Here is a 15993-nt window from a genome sequence, read left to right on the forward strand (position 1 = left end):
GTTTGATGCGCCCTTTTTTCGTGACTCCGCGCTCAACAGGCACGGGAAATTTCCAATTCGATTAAATCAACAGCTTGACATCATACCGCTGGACTCGTATACGAAGGAGCGGCCATGGATTCGCAAGGCGGCGATGAATTTTGGCTGGGATTGGGGGCCGCGCATCGTCACGACTGGAATCTGGGGACCGGTTCGACTGGAGCGTCGCAGATTGGCGAAGCTGACAAGCGTATATGCCGCGACGATCTCTGCGACGGCAGAGGAGGCGGTGATTCAGATCAGCGCCGAAGTGGAGGCTTATCGCTCCAGGACGGCGGCGGTTGCTGCCCTCCGCTTGCTGGATGCGGAAGGCGGGGAGGTTGCGTCGGCCACACTTTCGATGCTGGATGCAGAGCAGCCCCTTATAGGTGGACAAGCCGCGTTAAGACAAGCTTTCCCGAACGCAATCCGTACCAAAGGGGCCGCATCGGCCGAACTGCGCGTCGCCAATCCGCGGCGGTGGTGGACGCATGACTTGGGCGAGCCTTATTTGTACACGCTGGAAGTGACGCTGCTGGTCGGGGATGAAGAGGTTGACCGTTACGAGCAGCCCTTTGGTATACGGACGTTGGAATTATCGCTTGAGCAACCGGACGGCAGTCCGTCATTTGCCTTTATCCTTAATGGCATTAAGGTTTATGCCAAAGGAGCGAATTGGATTCCGGCAGATCATCTGATCGGATCGATTCCGGAGTCGACGTACCGCGGGTTAATTGAACTGGCGGTGGAGGGGCATATGAACATGCTGCGCGTATGGGCGGGCGGCATTTATGAGAAAGAGATTTTTTACGAGGAGTGCGATCGGCGCGGGGTGCTGGTATGGCAGGATTTCGCTTTTGCCAATGCGTTGTTCCCGGACTTCAACCATGACTTTATGGACAATGTGCGCCAGGAAATTATCGATAACGTCAAGCGGTTGCGGAATCGGGCTTCGCTGGCGCTCTGGTGCGGCAATAACGAAATCGATTGGCTGTATGACATGAAGTCGGCGGGCGGGGAGATTACCGGGGATTTTTATGGAGTATCGATTTATCATGAACTGATTCCCGGCTTGCTGGCTGAGTTGGATCCGTATCGACCGTATTGGCCTTCGTCACCGTACGGGGCGCAGGATGGGTATGATGCCAATGATCCGAATCAGGGGGACCGTCATAACTGGCAGGTATGGCACGGGTCGGTGTATCCGCGTATGCAGGGCGAGAAGCCGCTATTGGATTACAGCATCCAAGGGGTCACGTTCAAAAATTTCAAACAAGACTTTGCCTTATTCAGCAGCGAGTTTGGCATGCACGCTTCCGCAAACCGGTATACGCTGGAGAAGAACATCCCGGAGGGACAGTTTACTTGGGGAAGCGCCGAAATGGCGTACCGGAATAAGGATACGAATCATCGTAAAGGGATTTTGCTCATGGAGGGCTATACCGGAATTCCGCGGGATATCGAGGAGTACATGAATTTCTCCATGTTAACGCAGGCCGAGGGGCTGAAATACGGGATCGAACATTATCGTCGGCAGCGTCACCGGAACAGCGGTGCACTGGTGTGGCAGCTCAACGACAGCTGGCCGGGGATGAGCTGGTCGATGATTGATTACGAGCTGTTGCCGAAAGCTTCGTATTATTATGGGAAGACGTTTTTTCATCCGGTGCTCTTGTCGCTGGAGCATGAACCGGGCGAGCCGCTGCACGTGTGGGTCGTGAACGATACGCTGGAGCAGCTGGAGGGAACCATGATTGTAACGGTTCATCCTTTGGTTCAGCAAGGGGGTGCGGCCAAAACGGCGGAAGGTACGAGAGACGGGGGGATTCGTCAGTTTACGCTTCCGGCTGTGGTGCCGCCGCAAACCGCGGTGCGGCTTGGGCGCTTGGAAGAGGCCGAGGCGCTGGCGGGGTTGGCGCCGGAAGAGGTGCTGGTGGAGCTGAGCGCTGCGGGGTTCAGCGCGCCGGTGAACCGCTATTATCTGCGCGATCCAAAGGAGCTGCGCTTGCCAGCGGCTGAACTGGACGTGCAGGTAGACGAAGCGGAGCAGACCGTCACGGTCACCGCCTCCGGCGGGGCAGCCGCCCGGCTGGTCAAGCTGGAGCTGCCGCTGGGCGGGGTCCGTTACAGCGACAACTACTTCGACCTGCTGCCGGGCGAGAGTCGGACGGTGCGCCTCCGGCACCCGGACGGCTTGCCATTGCCCTGGGCAGCGCTGCGGGTTGGCGCTCTGAACGCCGCCGCCTGGCTGGGCAAGCGTTAAGGCGGTCGGCGGGGCGAGCCGCTGCGACAGCATCCCAAAACACCTCCACATTTGTGGAGGTGTTTTTGGCTATTCCTCGTGCTCGAAGAGGGTGATGCCCTCGATTTGGTTGATCGTTCTGCGCAGCTCCCGGGCTTGCTCTCGGCTGATGTCGCCATTTTCGAACATCCGGTTGACTTCTGCGCGTTCAGCATCCATTACGATCAGCCGCAGTTCTTCCTTCTGCGCTTCCGTCTTCTCGTTGAAGGGACTTGAGGAACCTTTCAGACGTGCGATGGCACGCTTGTAATCCAGGATGACATATTGAACGATGTTGTCGGAATCGTCTCCCTTTTTCAACCCCTGTAAATATTCGAGTGCTGCTTGCAAGGCCTTCAGGTGAATGTCCCTCCCTACGGCCTTCAAGTTGTCATCTTTGTATTTCCGTCTCGCCCGGCGGAAATCCCGGACGGTCGTGCCGACCAGGAAGAAGAAGCGGGAGCTTCCGCTTTGCGACAGCTTCTCTTCCCGGTGATCCAAAGCCTTCTCGAAGGTTTCATACATCTCTTTATCGATGCTGCCTTCCTGGACGGCTTGTTGGATGTAGTTGCGTTCTACCTTAAGTGCGGCCCGGTGCAGTTCGGTGATTTTTCCGAGCATTTCTGGCCGATCCAGCCGCTGGGCTCCCCATTGATCCAAAGCGGGCTTAAGGAGCCGGCTATACTCATCCATAAGCTGGTAGGCTGCGACTTTGTTGTCGTCGTCCATGACCTCTTTGATCTTGTTCAGCGCCACGCGCAACACGCGGGTCCGAGCTTCGTTGTAATCGAGGAACGGGCTGTCATCTTCGCCGGGTGCTCCCCCTTTGCTAAGCATCGGCAAAAAGATCGTTGCTGCGATCAACGTAAACAAGATCACGCCCGCGGCCAAGAACAGAATCAACGACCGTTCCGGGAACGGACCGCCGCTGGCTACGACATAAGGGATAGACAGGACCCCCGCCATCGTAACCGCGCCGCGAACCCCGGTCAAGGTCAGCATCAGGCTGGACTTCGCTGTAGGTTTATCCCCTTTGCCTTTCTTGTAATCATGAATGGCAAATAGATGCGACCAGATAAAGCGAATCCCCAAGATGCCAACCCCAACAATGAGCACGTACCCAATCGCCAGCACATTGTTAATATTCGGGTTAGCGACCGTATCCTGAATGGATGAAGGGATGTTGAGACCGAGCAGCAGGAAGACAACCCCGTTCAGGATGAACAGCAGGGTGGACCAAATATTTTCCGTTAACAATTGCTCCTCGGCCAGCATCGTTTCCGTCCGCTCTCGCATCAGTGAATGCACGATCCCGCCGACAACAACGGCAATAACGCCGGAAGCATGCAGGAATTCCTCCGTCACGATAAAGATCAGGAACGGCGTGAGAATTTGCAGCAGCGAGTGCAGCGTCGTATCCTTAATCCCTTGTTTGAGCAGGGAGAACCGGATCCAGGCCATCGCCAAGCTGAGCACGAAACCAAGCAAAGCCCCGACCACGAACATATAGGAGAAGTCAAACAACGCTTCTTTCAGGGAAAAATAACCTGTCACAACCGCCGCAACCGCGTAGTTAAAAGCGACCAGGCCGGAGGCATCATTGATCAACGATTCCCCCCGGACCAGATTCAGCACCTTCTCCGGGATATGAATCCGCTTGGCGATCCCGTTGACCGCCACTGGATCGGTAGGGGAGAGGATCGCCGCCAGCGCAAACGCGGCAGCGAGCGGAATGTCAGGAATGACGGCATGAATGAGGTAACCGCCCCCCAACGTAGTTAATACGACGAGGATGATGGCATTCCCCAGAATCGCTCCGCGCATATTCCATAACTGGTCACGGGGGAAGTACCTTCCGTCGTTATACAACAGAGGCGCTACGAAGAGCAGCAAGAACCATTCCGTTTCAAGTTCGAGCGAGAACTCATTGTAGGCCAACGCAATGAGGATCCCAAGGGCGATTTGAGTCAGTGCAGTTGGGATCATTGGGATGTAGTGGCTGATAATGTTGGATACCACTAGACAGATGAGCAGCAAGATAACCGTAATCAGCAAATCCATGCAAGCAACGTCCTTCCGAATGTGTTTCGGGCACTAGGCCAATGGTTTAGGATGGTAATGATTATAGCATATCCTGCTTTTTTAAACCGAATTTAAATAGACAAACTTTTCTGCAAAAAAAAGCTCCTCCGCAGCCGATGCGGAAGAGCCATAGATCCGTTTCACTTAATCAGAGCAAGGAATTACAGGTCATCGAACCCGTTGTCGTCGCCGACCTTGCCATAGTTGCGAGATTTCGCTTCGAAGAAGTCCGTTTTCGTCGCGTTCAGCGCTTCATCGGAGAACGGCTTGATCCACGGCATGCAGTTGATATCCACACCTTCATAGGCTTTGTCCAGCCCCATCAACGTCAGCCGTTTGTTCGCGATGTACTTAATGTAATCGGACAATTCGTTTAAGTCGATGCCAGGGACATTTTTTAAGGTATAGTGCGCCCAGTTCGTCTCTAGTTCGACCGCCTTGTCGATTGTGCGATAGGCGTAATCGATATTTTCCTTCGTGTTGAGTTCCGGATAATCGATCAGCAGTTGCTTGAACACTTCGGCGAAGAAGTAGCAGTGCTGGTTCTCATCCCGTTGGATGTACGAGATCATTTGGCTGGTGCCCATCATTTTTTGGTCCCGCGCCAGATTGTAGAAGAATGCGAACGTACTATAGAAGAAGATGCCCTCCAGAATAAGATCCGCTACCAGCGCTTCAAAAAACGATTGCGGCGTAGGTTCATCACGGAAGTTCTGATAGATGTTCGCGATAAATTTGTTGCGATCCAGCAGCACTGGATCGTGCTTCCAATACTCGAAAATTTCTTTCTGCTCCTGCTCCGACACGATCGAGGACAACACGTAGGAGTAGGATTGGTTATGGACGACTTCCTGCTGCCCGATGATCGCCGAGATCGCCTCCAACGAGGAGTCGGTGAAGTAACGTTTGACATCGCCGACAAACATCGTCTGCATTGAGTCGAGCACCGCCAAGAGCGAGATGTTGATCTTGAAGGTACGTTGCTCTTCCGGATCGAGCAGGGCGAATTGCTGCGCGTCTTTGGCCATCGGGATCTCGTCGGCGATCCAGTGGTTGAGCAGAAGTACCTTGTACAGCTTGTACATATGCGGCATGCGAATGTCGTTCCAGTTCAGGATGCCTGAGCATTCGCCGCCGATGATGCGCGTAGATTTGTTGGGGGCTTCGGTATTAAAAATCGTTTGAAGTTGCATGGGATTTTCGCTCCTTAATTTTTATTGAGTAAGTTGTACATGGGATGGGGGTATTGCGAGATCAGGTTGCCGGCGTTTCTCCAGAATCATTTCACCCTCTGGCACATACCCGCATGTATATATGTTCAAAACGTGAGCGCATCCCCGCAGGGGATAGCGTCTCCAAGCGCGCAGTTACGCTCAAAGCGCCTTTGCTGCTCCCTCGTCTTGCGCCAAAAGTAAGTGCATCCCGAAGGGACAACGCCTCCCGGCACGAAGTTCCGCCTAAAGCGCCCCGGTAGCTTTCTCGTTTTGCACCAAAAGTAAGTGCATCCCCGAAGGGGACAACGACGGTTACGCACGGAGCAGCACCATGTACCGCCGCAGTCGCAGTCCCCGCCCCGCAGGAGCACTGCAGTAGAGCGGGCCCGAAGGGCGACAAGCGGCTCACTGCACATATGCCGCCCGGGTGCGCCGACAGCAGCAGTCCTGAGCAGCACGGTTTTCCAGGTCACTCGGGAGCGCCCAAAGTAAGACGTACCCGAAGGGGGAAAAGCGTTCCACGAGCCAACCTCAGCGAATCCCCGATAGGGGAGAGCGCGCAGGAGCGCCTCTTGCTCTCCCACGTTCTTCCCCTTTGCGGGAGACCAGAGGGCAGCAGGCCCTCGGGCGCCCTCCCTTACGGTAAGGGAGGGGTGGGGAGGGTTGAGTACCTCATGAGGCACAACTTTCGCACTCCTCAATCGTCAACGCCCGGCTCCGCACATAATACGTCGACTTCAACCCGGCCTTCCAAGCATGCAGATGCAGGTCGAGGAAGTCGGCAGCCCGAATGTCCGGCCGTACGTACAGATTGAAGCTCTGACCTTGGTCGACATGGCGCTGGCGCGCACCGGCCATTTCGATCGACCAATGCTGATCGATCAGGAACGCGGTCTTGTAGTACCAGATCGTTTTTTCGGACAGGTCCGGTGCCGGATTGGCGATTTTGTACGTCGTCTTCTCTTCATACGAGAGCAGCTCGTACAACGGATCGATGCTGGCGGTCGAGCCGGCAATGATCGAGGTTGAGCCGTTAGGGGCGATGGCGAACATCCAGGCGTTGCGAACGCCGTTCTCGCGCACCTCCTTCTGCAGCTCGCGCCATTGCTCGGTTGTCACGTATTTGCCTTCGCGGGAGCCGTCCACGTAACCGCGGGATTCGAAGTATTGCCCGGTTTCCCAATCGGAGCCGGCAAATTTCGGATATTTGCCTTTTTCCTTAGCCAGCTCCATGCTGGATTGGATTAACAGGTAGTTGATCTTTTCATACAGCGCGTCGTTGTATTCCACCGCCTCCTGGGATTCCCAGCGGATGCCTTCGAGCGCGAGCAGATGGTGCAGGCCAAACGTGCCGAGCCCGATCGCCCGATACTGGCTGTTCGTATACTGCGCTTGCAGCACTTCAATATTGTTGATGTCGATAACGTTATCAAGCATCCGCGTCTGAATCGGTACTAACCGCTCCAGTACGCCGGCCGGTACTGCGCGGGCCAGGTGGATGGAGTTCAGGTTGCAGACGACGAAATCGCCCGGGATTTTGGACACGACGATCCGCGTTTGTCCGTCCTTCGTCACCAGTTCCTCTTGCTCGACGACGGTTGGCGATTGATTTTGCATAATCTCCGTACACAGATTGGACGAGTAAATCATCCCATGCGCGCGGTTCGGGTTCGCACGGTTTACCGTATCGCGGTAGAACATGTACGGTGTGCCGGTCTCAAGCTGCGATTTCATGATGCGCTTCATGATATCAATCGCTGGCATCGTGATGCGTGACAGAGTAGGGTGGGCCACGGCTTCGGCGTATTTTTCACGGAAGCTGCCTTTCCCAAGCTCCTCGTCATAGAAATCCTCCAGCCCCAACGCACGCCCGTTCTCATCCTTCCAGCCCATCGTCTTCTTCACTTCGTGCGGGCAGAACAGATGCCATTCCCCGCGGGCCTCCACCGCCTCCATAAACAGATCAGGCAAGCATACGCCGTGGAAGACGTCATGCGCGCGCATCCGCTCGTCACCGTTGTTCAGCTTCAAGTCGAGGAAGGCGAGAATATCTTTGTGAAAAACATCCAGATAAACCGCAATCGCACCTTTACGAGTTCCCAGCTGGTCGACGCTGACGGCGGTGTTGTTCAGCTGGCGAATCCAAGGGATTACGCCGGAGCTGGTGTTCTTGTGGCCGCGAATGTCCGAGCCGCGCGCGCGGACCTTGCCGAGGTAAACGCCGATGCCGCCGCCCATTTTGCTCAAGCGGGCTACATCCGTATTGGAGTCGAAGATACCCTCAAGGGAATCGTCGACAGTATCGATGAAGCAGCTGGAGAGCTGGCCGGCTACTTTTTTACCGGCATTGGACATCGTTGGCGTCGCCGCAGTCATATACAGGTTGCTCATCGCCCAATACGCTTCCTTCACCAGCTCCAGACGCTTCTCTTCCGGCTCCTTATGCATCAGGTACATGGCGATGACCATGTAGCGCTCCTGCGGCAGCTCCATCGTCCGTCCGTCGAAGTCGGTCGCCAGGTAACGCTCCGTCAGCGTGAGCAGGCCGATGTAGTCGAACAGCAGGTCGCAGGACGGGTCAATCGTGCGGCCCAGCTCTTCAATCTGCTCTTTCGTATAGCACTCCAGCAGCTCCTCGCGGTAAATGCCCAGCTGGCAGAGCTCGGTGATGAGGTGATAGAACGAGCCGTAAGGTTGCTCTGGATAGGCTTTGTAGCGACGATGAACCGCTGCTTTCTTATACAGAGAGGTAAGCAGGGAGCGAGCCGCTGCATATTTCCAATCCGGCTCATCTTTGCTGACCAGCTCCAGTGCGGACATCGTGAACGCATTGCTGATTTCTTCCCCGGTCACCACATCCCGGCGGAGCTTCGCATGGACGCCGCGCAGCAGGCGCTCTTTATTGACGTTATGTAATCCTTGCAAAATTCGATCGGCGTAGACGCCCAGACGCTCGCTGTCAAACGCAAGCTGTCGGTTATTGGGTTTGGTCACTAGAGTAGGCATGAGATAAATCCTCACTTTCCATATATTAAGGTAGGATCAATACTGCAGATGGGGGGCGTTACCCCAAATCTTGAATGTTCAAATTGCAGATATTTGCTGAAAAAGGGGCGCAATCAAGTTGCGCTCAGAAGGAATAAGATCAATCCGTTTAAAAAGTGAACCTAGGCTCCCACAACACGGCTTGTCCTTGCTGCAGGCTGGGTTGAATATCGATCAGCCGTTGATTGGAGCTGCCCCGGTAGAGCAGGGAAGGGTCGCGAAGCTCTTCCACGAACCTTCCGTCAACCAGCACCTCGCAGCGCCGCAGCAGTTCATATTCCGGGGAGCCGGGGTGTTCGATTAATTCTTCCAACGTATAACCGGTATAAATCCAGATGGATAGGGGCCCGGCTTCCGCCACTAGCCGATCAATAAAGCCGCACACTTCGGCGGCGGAGAAAAAAGGGTCACCGCCAAGGATCGTAAGCCCGCTGAGCAACGGATTATGTTTAATGTCATGAATGATTTCCGCTTCCCGCTCCAACGTGAACGGTTCCCCGTAATCGAAGCTCCAGGTTTTTGGACTGAAGCAGCCCTTGCAATAATGGCGGCATCCGCTGATGAAGATCGCTGCCCTCATGCCGGGTCCTTCATTAATGGACTCCGGATAATAGCCGCAAATGTTCATGCGTCGTGTTTCACCCGGTCACGAACCTCCGCTTGTTTGGCGGGGTTGAACCGTGTCTGATAATCGCCGGTCAGATAGCCGGTCACCCGGCGCAATCGGCGAATATGCACTTCGTTCTCATGGCTGCCGCAGGAAGGGCAGCTTGCCCCAATGATCCCTTCAAAGCCGCAGGCCGAGCAGCGGTCGATGGGATGATTAATGCTAAAATAGCTGACCTGCTGCTGCAGAGCGTATTGCACGATCTTCAGGAATGCCTCCGGATTGTTGCGGGCATTGCCGTTGAGCTCGATATAAGAGATCGCTCCGGCGTTGCACAGCCCGTGGAATTTGGCTTCCAGCTCGATTTTTCGCGCCGCACTGATGTTGTAATAGACCGGGATATGGAACGAATTCGTGTAATACTCGCGGTCCAAAATCCCGGGCAGCGGGCCGTAGACCGCACGATCGCGTTTGGTGAACTTGCCGGCCAGCCCTTCCGCCGGGGTCGCAAACAACGTGATATTCAGATTGTGAATTTCACTTTGGCCGTCGCAATAGTCGCGCATGTATGCGATCAGGTCGTAAGCTTTCTGATACACGGCTTCATCCTCACCGTGGTGCTTCCCATACATCGCCTTCATGCATTCGGCCAGCCCGATGAACCCGATGGACAAGCTGCCGTGCTTCAGCAATTCGCCGACCTGATCGTCCGGTGCCAGCTGTTCACCGCCTTCCCAGACGCCTTCCCGCATCATGAAATCGGAAGCTTTGGCTTTCTGGGAAGCTTGAATCGAGAAGCGATGCAGCAATCCCTCAAGGGCGATATTCATATAGTGAGTCAGATCGCGGTAGAAGCCGCGCTCGTCGGGTTCTTGGCGGTGTCCCAACGCAATGCCGTGCTTCAAGCCGAGCTTGACCAGGTTCAGCGTATTAAAGGAAAGATTGCCTTTGCCAGACAGGTGATTGCGTCCGAACCGATCCGCCAACACCCGGGTGCGGCAGCCCATTGTCGCAAATTCCGTATCCGGATCCGTTGGATCGTAGTACATCAGATTCAGCGGAGCATCCAGGTTGGCGAAGTTGGGATAAAGCCGTTTGGCCGAGCATTCCGCCGCTTTCAGGAACAGGGAATAGTTAGGTTCCCCCGGATTTTGGTTGACGCCTTGCTTACATTTAAAAATCTGAATCGGGAATATCGGCGTTTCCCCATGACCGAGCCCGCGTATCGTGGCCGTAAGCAGGGAGTCGATGACCAACTGTCCTTCCGGTGAGGTGCATGTGCCGTAATTGATGCTGGTGAACGGGATTTGCCCGCCGGCCCGGCTCGACATCGTGTTCAGATTATGGATCAGGCTTTCGGCTGCCTGGAACGTCTCACTTTTGGTTTCCTTGAGCGCATAGCTAAATGCCTTAGGATATTGCTTCTTCAGATCGCTGCGGCCCATGGTGATATCACCAAAATCAGCGTTCGCGTCGCCCTCCTCGAAATAATCCAGCCCTTTGCGGAAGTACTTGGCGAACGATTTGGCTACGTACGGAGCGAGATCAAAGTCCAGCTTATTGGCGGACACGCCGCCGTATTGGGAGTTTTGCTGGGATTGGAAAATGATCGCTACCAGCGCCATCGCCGTCATGATCGAAGTTGGCGGGCGTACGCTGCCGTTGCCGGTGTTGAAGCCTCTGCGCAGCAGCTTGTCAAACGGGATAAAGATACAGTTCGTTGTGCCAAGAGCATACTGATCCAAGTCGTGAACATACACGATATTATCCTGAATCGCCTGGACCAAGCGAGTTGGCAGTACGAAATGACTTGCATACCATTTAGAATACTCGCTGCCGAATTTGCTCATCTTGCCGGAGAAGCTCTCTCCGTTTAAATTGGCGTTCTCACGCAGCACCTCAAGATTGCGGCTCTGGACGATTTCCTCGCCCATTCGAATCACTTCATCCAGCAAGGTGTCCCGGCCGGTATACGTCTGGCTTACCCATGCCATAACACACTTCTCCTCCCTGTAAACCGAGCTTTAGTTCAAAAATAAAAGAGCATGTCCAACCAACGAGGTAGACATGCCCGAATGCACTGCAAAAAAGATGGACAGACCAAATCAAGGCCCAACATTTCGGCGGCAAGCGGACACCATCCCTGATCCTCGCAGGTTTTCCGTCGGTGTCTTTCAAACGGGCAGGTCTCCTGGCTTTCGGAACGTTGCTGACGCCTTCCCGCAGCTCATCAAACATTAAGCTGTAGTGGCATTTCGTCAGTCAACGGCTGGGTCTTCCAGACGATATAGGCGGAACGCCTGTCTTTAGTACCCAGCTACCGATTACAGTGGCGGGACCGCAGCGGACTTGCACCGCACTTCCCTTTTAAGCTCCGGCGGATCGTCCGCCGGATCACCCGTTCACACTATATTTTGTTGCGTTAATCTAAGGATAGCCCAAGATGTTGTGTTTGTAAATGGGATTTTCCCATTGAAAACTGACTGAAAACGATGTGAAAACCTCCGGTCCGCACAATGATGCGGAGAGCGGGGGACGGATGAAAAATGTGAACATTTATAATTGGGACTGTAGGACTAGACGACGTTTTACAGGGGATGTGAGTTTTGGGGATGGCCTGGAAATTTAGCCGACGGGTTCGGTTGATCTTCAGGAGCGGGGTTGGTTAGAATAAAGTTATCGGACGAAAAATAGCTTAGGGATCTAAAGGATTCAAACTAATCCAATGACCAAGGAAAGAAGGGGACTGAGTATGGCTATCGCCGAAGTGACCGTCATTCCGATCGGGACGGGGAGCACCAGCCTCAGCGCTTATGTAGCCGAGTTGCATCGGGTGTTGGAGAAGCAGCAGGGCATCACCTTTACCCTGACCTCCATGAGTACGATTATTGAAGGATCGTTAGACGACGTGTTTGCTGCGATTCGCGCGATCCATGAAGCACCGTTCCAGTCCGGTGCCGGCCGGGTATCGACCTCGATCAAGATCGATGATCGCCGCGACAAAGCCAGCTCCTCGGAGCAGAAGCTGCGCTCGGTGCGCGAGAAATTATAATTTCTTGAAATTGGCGCTTGCATTATTTTTAAAACTCGGTATAATAAATTTTGTTCGCTAAAAACGAACCTGCTGGTGTAGCTCAGCTGGTAGAGCAACGCATTCGTAATGCGTGGGTCGGGGGTTCGAGTCCCTTCACCAGCATCTGATATGCAAGCGTAACGCGCCCTCCGAGGTTTTCGGGGGGCGCTTTTTTTCTAAAGAAGGGTGATCGTCTGCCCACATCTCATTCCTTAATGATTGGGGGATTGAACTAGGTAATCAATAATAGATTTGATTCTTTGGGTTGCAAAAATATATATCGAATTGTAAAATGGTTGCAAATACATAAAGGGGTGTTGTTGTGCTGATTGTAATTAATCCTGAACCGAGAGATATTATCGACACATATATTCCAATGTCTATTAGATCACGCATGTGTCAGGCAATTGTTGATGCGTATAAGTGGTCAGATATTTTACTAAGCAATACCTCTATCTTTAAGAGCGTGAGAGGAAAAAAACGGCTGCTTCCTGAAATTAAGAACGTAGCAGTTGAATTTTTTATAGTTCAAGCCATAAAAAATGGGGAGATACCGTTAAATTATCGGATTAAATTTAATTCTAACTTTTCTCATCCATTCCTTGAACTATATAATAACGATGTATTGATTCATATTAATCAAGTTAAATCAAAAAACCAATGTGCCCGTAAGGCATTTTGTAGGGATCGCTTAATTAAACCAATCCAAAGTTACATCGATGTAGATAGTGATCAAGGGGCACATATTTCTTACGATTCTCAGAAGTACTTTCAAATGAATCACGGATACCAAACTAGTATTCCTAGTTTTGTGAATTTAGGAATTCCTAACTCACGAGGAGATATGGAGGCATCTATCCAATTACTTGAAGAGTACAGAGTTGTTGAAGGCTTCTACCCTAAATCTCAAATTGAAACCATCGATGAATTTACTTTCGAAGAATTTCAGCGCTATGCTGAAGGAGAGGGAGCCAATGATTCAAGACAGACATCATAGTGTTTTTAACGGAAAAAAACTTGAAGAAGCTAGAAAAATAAGAAATATGACTCTAGAGGAAGTTGCTTCACTTGCGAATGTTAGCCATCAGTCAATATCTAAGTACGAAAAGAATAGGGCTACTCCTAACTTGGAAATGTTAAGCAAGTTAGCTGAGATTTTGCGTTTTGAGCCTTCTTTCTTTTTTTCTTCCGAAATCAAGGAAGATGTATACAAAAATACCTTTATTTATAGAAGTAAAGCGAGTGTGGCTAAAAAATATAAAGATCAAACAGAGAGTCAAATCGGACTTATTGATCTCGTCGTAAAGAATATTAGATCAAAAGTTAAAATGCCAACTTTTGATCATACATTATTAAAGCAGGTTAAACCAGATGTATTCACTCCTACATCTGATATTGAAATAGAAACGATAGCAGAAAATATACGAAAGAGATTCGGTTTATCTGACGGACCAATAAGTAATTTAACAGCTTTATGCGAGAAAATGGGCATTTATATAGTATTTCTAAACTTAAATCACCAAGGGATAGATGCTTGTTCTGTCATAATTGATGATGTGCCCTATATTATATTAAACAAAGATATTACTTCAGCGGTACGCTTAAGGTTTAACATAGCACATGAGTTAGGCCACTTGATACTACACTTGAAGTACTCAAAAAAAACGTTGGCCAAAAAAGAGATAACTAAGATTATAGAATATGAAGCAAATAGGCTAGGCATAGCTTTGCTACTTCCTGAAAGTGGCTTAACCAAAGATTTATCATCGCTTGGTTTAGACTATTTATTAATTCTTAAGAAGCATTGGCTTGTTTCAGTTCAAGCTATAATTTATAGAGCTGAACAATTAGAGCTTTTTACTCCAGAATACGCGCTTTACTTGCGACAACAAATCAGCAGAAAAAAGTGGAGGCATAAGGAACCTTTTGATGATGAAATTGTACCTGAAACTCCCAAATTACTGGCACATGCGATTAAGTATTTATCGGAAAGAATGAATACATCGTTGTCACAGATATCATTTCAAACTGGAGTAAGAGAACAAGAGTTGTTAGATGTATTAGTCTACGATAAATCAATTTTTAGTTCTATACAAAAAACTAATCTTGTTAGAATAAAATAATTCAGCATATTATTGAACCTGGATCTTAAAATTTGACGAAATATTGGAGTGAAATTCCAGAGAAGCACTTGTAGTTGAAATCATCCTACAGTATTTGACGAATACTTAAAAATCAGAGGCCGTTAAGTTTTGAGGATCTAGAAGTCTTTTTCGGAGAAATTAATTTTAACTAGGATTTCTTTTTGAATCTATAACTAAGAAGAACCTTGATGTTGTAACAAGGTTCTTCTGTAAATTAGGTTTCCTTGCTTGGAATCAGCTTGTCCCAAATACCTACAAAGAATACAATAACAACAAGAAAGATAATTCCCCTCACGTCCCAAGCAGTGGGGAAGTCCGCAGGTTCACTTTTTCTGAAATACATGAAAGCTGTTACACCCAAGAGTATCACAGAAAACACAACTGAATAAGTCATTCTTGCGGTTAATTTAGTTAACGGTAACTTATCCATTAACTTTCCCAGACCAAACAAATCAAAAAACTGAAATTTCTTTCCTTCTGAGGCGGCAGAGGATTGCGTATTTGCTGAGTTTTCTCCTAAAGGTGCATCGGTCAATGGTTACACCTTTCTTTCCCTATCATCTGTCCAAAATAGAAAAGCAATAAGTATACTGAAGAAAACTATTATAACCGCCCCTGGCATTGAGAAAGAGTTATTAACTGACAAAGAAGCTATTATAGTACCTAATGCAAGTAATAGAAGCAGAACTGCACCAGTTTTCTTAATATTTACCCCTGTCATCATAGTAACACCACCCTTAGTAGTTGGAATTACTAACGATTTATTCTTGCTCTTCGTTAGAGAAGTAACAGTTGTAGGTAAGCGAAAGGCCATGGCAACTGAATCTCCAGATATCGCATTTTCTAAATCCTGTATTCCAGTGTATGTAATAACTCCTGTTTTATTACTGCTCACCTTGATCATCCTCCTCCGGCAAAAGGATCTCAAAAGGATACTTACCTAAAAAATCACCATCTGCAGTAACTTTAATGAAATGTTTTCCACTCTGGTGGAAATCAGTGGTTAGTCTGAAAGCAAAAGCATCACGTTGTGGAGGTAGTTTCTTTTTCCATTCAGAAAGGAATTTATCTTTACTATTAAGCATTGCTACATGCAATTCAACCTCATGAGAGGAAGGTTCATCCAATGTAATCAAAACAATGATGCTTTCTTTTGAAGGGAGTTTCCTAACCCTGATTCCTGACATCATGTTTTTAATAATAATGGTTCCACCTGAATCTTCTTTAGGGATATCTATGTCCTCACAAGTAAGAAATGTTCTAATTTTCATAAGTACCTCTATACCTCTTCTTAGACTCAATTAATGAGACATTAGCACTAAATTATCAAACTTGAACATGACTTGTCAACCAAATTATACCATAATGCACTAGGCAGAATAAAGAGTGCTTATTCGATGATTGATGTAAAATGTATATTTTGCAGACTCAAGCAACGTTTATTTATTAGTTGCATTAAAGCGAACATAACAGTTAATTAGTTTCCCCTGAAAAAGTCAGGGTGTTTTGAGCATAATTAAAAGGAATTC

General features: G+C 50.1%; 12 protein-coding genes, 1 tRNA gene and 1 riboswitch. Of the genes, 5 read left to right on the top strand and 8 right to left on the bottom strand.

The window, feature by feature from the left end:
- Positions 1-2281, top strand: a 2281-nt coding sequence (locus RW092_RS17450) for a beta-mannosidase (protein ID WP_316010807.1), incomplete at its 5' end; no start/stop codon positions are given.
- A gap of 69 nt (positions 2282-2350) precedes the next feature.
- Here the strand turns inward: RW092_RS17450 and RW092_RS17455 are convergent.
- The 5 genes from RW092_RS17455 to RW092_RS17475 form a co-directional block, all read right to left on the bottom strand.
- On the bottom strand, positions 2351-4360 hold the full coding sequence (locus RW092_RS17455) for a Na+/H+ antiporter (RefSeq protein ID WP_316010808.1): 2010 nt from the start codon (positions 4358-4360) through the stop codon (positions 2351-2353).
- Positions 4361-4542: 182 nt separating this feature from the next.
- Complete coding sequence (locus tag RW092_RS17460; protein ID WP_016313657.1) at positions 4543-5574, bottom strand: ribonucleotide-diphosphate reductase subunit beta; 1032 nt, start codon at positions 5572-5574, stop codon at positions 4543-4545.
- 693 nt (positions 5575-6267) lie between these two features.
- Positions 6268-8601, bottom strand: a complete 2334-nt coding sequence (locus RW092_RS17465; protein ID WP_028538106.1) for a ribonucleoside-diphosphate reductase subunit alpha — start codon at positions 8599-8601, stop codon at positions 6268-6270.
- A 148-nt stretch (positions 8602-8749) separates the two neighbouring features.
- The gene (gene nrdG, locus RW092_RS17470; RefSeq protein ID WP_028538105.1) at positions 8750-9268 is read right to left on the bottom strand and encodes an anaerobic ribonucleoside-triphosphate reductase activating protein; all 519 of its coding nucleotides are present in this window, start codon (positions 9266-9268) and stop codon (positions 8750-8752) included.
- On the bottom strand, positions 9265-11241 hold the full coding sequence (locus tag RW092_RS17475) for an anaerobic ribonucleoside triphosphate reductase (RefSeq protein WP_316010809.1): 1977 nt from the start codon (positions 11239-11241) through the stop codon (positions 9265-9267). Before RW092_RS17475 ends, nrdG begins: the two co-directional genes overlap by 4 nt.
- Positions 11242-11411: 170 nt before the next feature.
- A riboswitch (cobalamin riboswitch) is annotated at positions 11412-11664 on the bottom strand.
- Positions 11665-11999: 335 nt separating this feature from the next.
- Between RW092_RS17475 and RW092_RS17480 the strand changes: the two genes are divergently transcribed.
- The 4 genes from RW092_RS17480 to RW092_RS17495 all read left to right on the top strand — a co-directional run bounded on the left by RW092_RS17480 (position 12000) and on the right by RW092_RS17495 (position 14443).
- Positions 12000-12299 carry an MTH1187 family thiamine-binding protein gene (locus RW092_RS17480; protein WP_028538103.1) on the top strand — a complete coding sequence of 100 codons (300 nt, stop codon included), beginning with the start codon at positions 12000-12002 and terminating at the stop codon, positions 12297-12299.
- A 71-nt stretch (positions 12300-12370) separates the two neighbouring features.
- Positions 12371-12443 (top strand) — tRNA-Thr (locus RW092_RS17485).
- A 199-nt stretch (positions 12444-12642) separates the two neighbouring features.
- Complete coding sequence (locus tag RW092_RS17490) at positions 12643-13317, top strand: hypothetical protein (RefSeq protein WP_316010810.1); 675 nt, start codon at positions 12643-12645, stop codon at positions 13315-13317.
- On the top strand, positions 13295-14443 hold the full coding sequence (locus RW092_RS17495) for a helix-turn-helix domain-containing protein (RefSeq protein ID WP_316010811.1): 1149 nt from the start codon (positions 13295-13297) through the stop codon (positions 14441-14443). Before RW092_RS17490 ends, RW092_RS17495 begins: the two co-directional genes overlap by 23 nt.
- A gap of 235 nt (positions 14444-14678) precedes the next feature.
- Here the strand turns inward: RW092_RS17495 and RW092_RS17500 are convergent, their stop codons facing one another.
- From RW092_RS17500 to RW092_RS17510, 3 genes are read right to left on the bottom strand one after another with little or no spacing between them, the layout of a single operon-like run.
- Positions 14679-14999 carry a hypothetical protein gene (locus tag RW092_RS17500; protein WP_316010812.1) on the bottom strand — a complete coding sequence of 107 codons (321 nt, stop codon included), beginning with the start codon at positions 14997-14999 and terminating at the stop codon, positions 14679-14681.
- 3 nt (positions 15000-15002) lie between these two features.
- Positions 15003-15359, bottom strand: a complete 357-nt coding sequence (locus tag RW092_RS17505; RefSeq protein WP_316010813.1) for a hypothetical protein — start codon at positions 15357-15359, stop codon at positions 15003-15005.
- Positions 15349-15735, bottom strand: a complete 387-nt coding sequence (locus RW092_RS17510; protein ID WP_316010814.1) for a hypothetical protein — start codon at positions 15733-15735, stop codon at positions 15349-15351. The genes RW092_RS17505 and RW092_RS17510 overlap by 11 nt, the downstream gene beginning before the upstream one ends.
- Positions 15736-15993: the final 258 nt, after the last annotated feature.

It is taken from the genome of Paenibacillus sp. 3LSP (assembly GCF_032465655.1).
In the GTDB taxonomy this organism is placed as follows: Bacteria; Bacillota; Bacilli; order Paenibacillales; family Paenibacillaceae; genus Fontibacillus; species Fontibacillus barengoltzii.

What these genes read in the sequence shown, in the direction of transcription:
- RW092_RS17455 (WP_316010808.1), bottom strand. Translation starts at nt 4,360, where the DNA reads ATGGATTTGCTGATTACGGTTATCTTGCTGCTCATCTGTCTAGTGGTA.
- RW092_RS17460 (WP_016313657.1), bottom strand. Translation starts at nt 5,574, where the DNA reads ATGCAACTTCAAACGATTTTTAATACCGAAGCCCCCAACAAATCTACG.
- RW092_RS17465 (WP_028538106.1), bottom strand. Translation starts at nt 8,601, where the DNA reads ATGCCTACTCTAGTGACCAAACCCAATAACCGACAGCTTGCGTTTGAC.
- nrdG (WP_028538105.1), bottom strand. Translation starts at nt 9,268, where the DNA reads ATGAACATTTGCGGCTATTATCCGGAGTCCATTAATGAAGGACCCGGC.
- RW092_RS17475 (WP_316010809.1), bottom strand. Translation starts at nt 11,241, where the DNA reads ATGGCATGGGTAAGCCAGACGTATACCGGCCGGGACACCTTGCTGGAT.
- RW092_RS17480 (WP_028538103.1), top strand. Translation starts at nt 12,000, where the DNA reads ATGGCTATCGCCGAAGTGACCGTCATTCCGATCGGGACGGGGAGCACC.
- RW092_RS17495 (WP_316010811.1), top strand. Translation starts at nt 13,295, where the DNA reads ATGATTCAAGACAGACATCATAGTGTTTTTAACGGAAAAAAACTTGAA.
- RW092_RS17510 (WP_316010814.1), bottom strand. Translation starts at nt 15,735, where the DNA reads ATGAAAATTAGAACATTTCTTACTTGTGAGGACATAGATATCCCTAAA.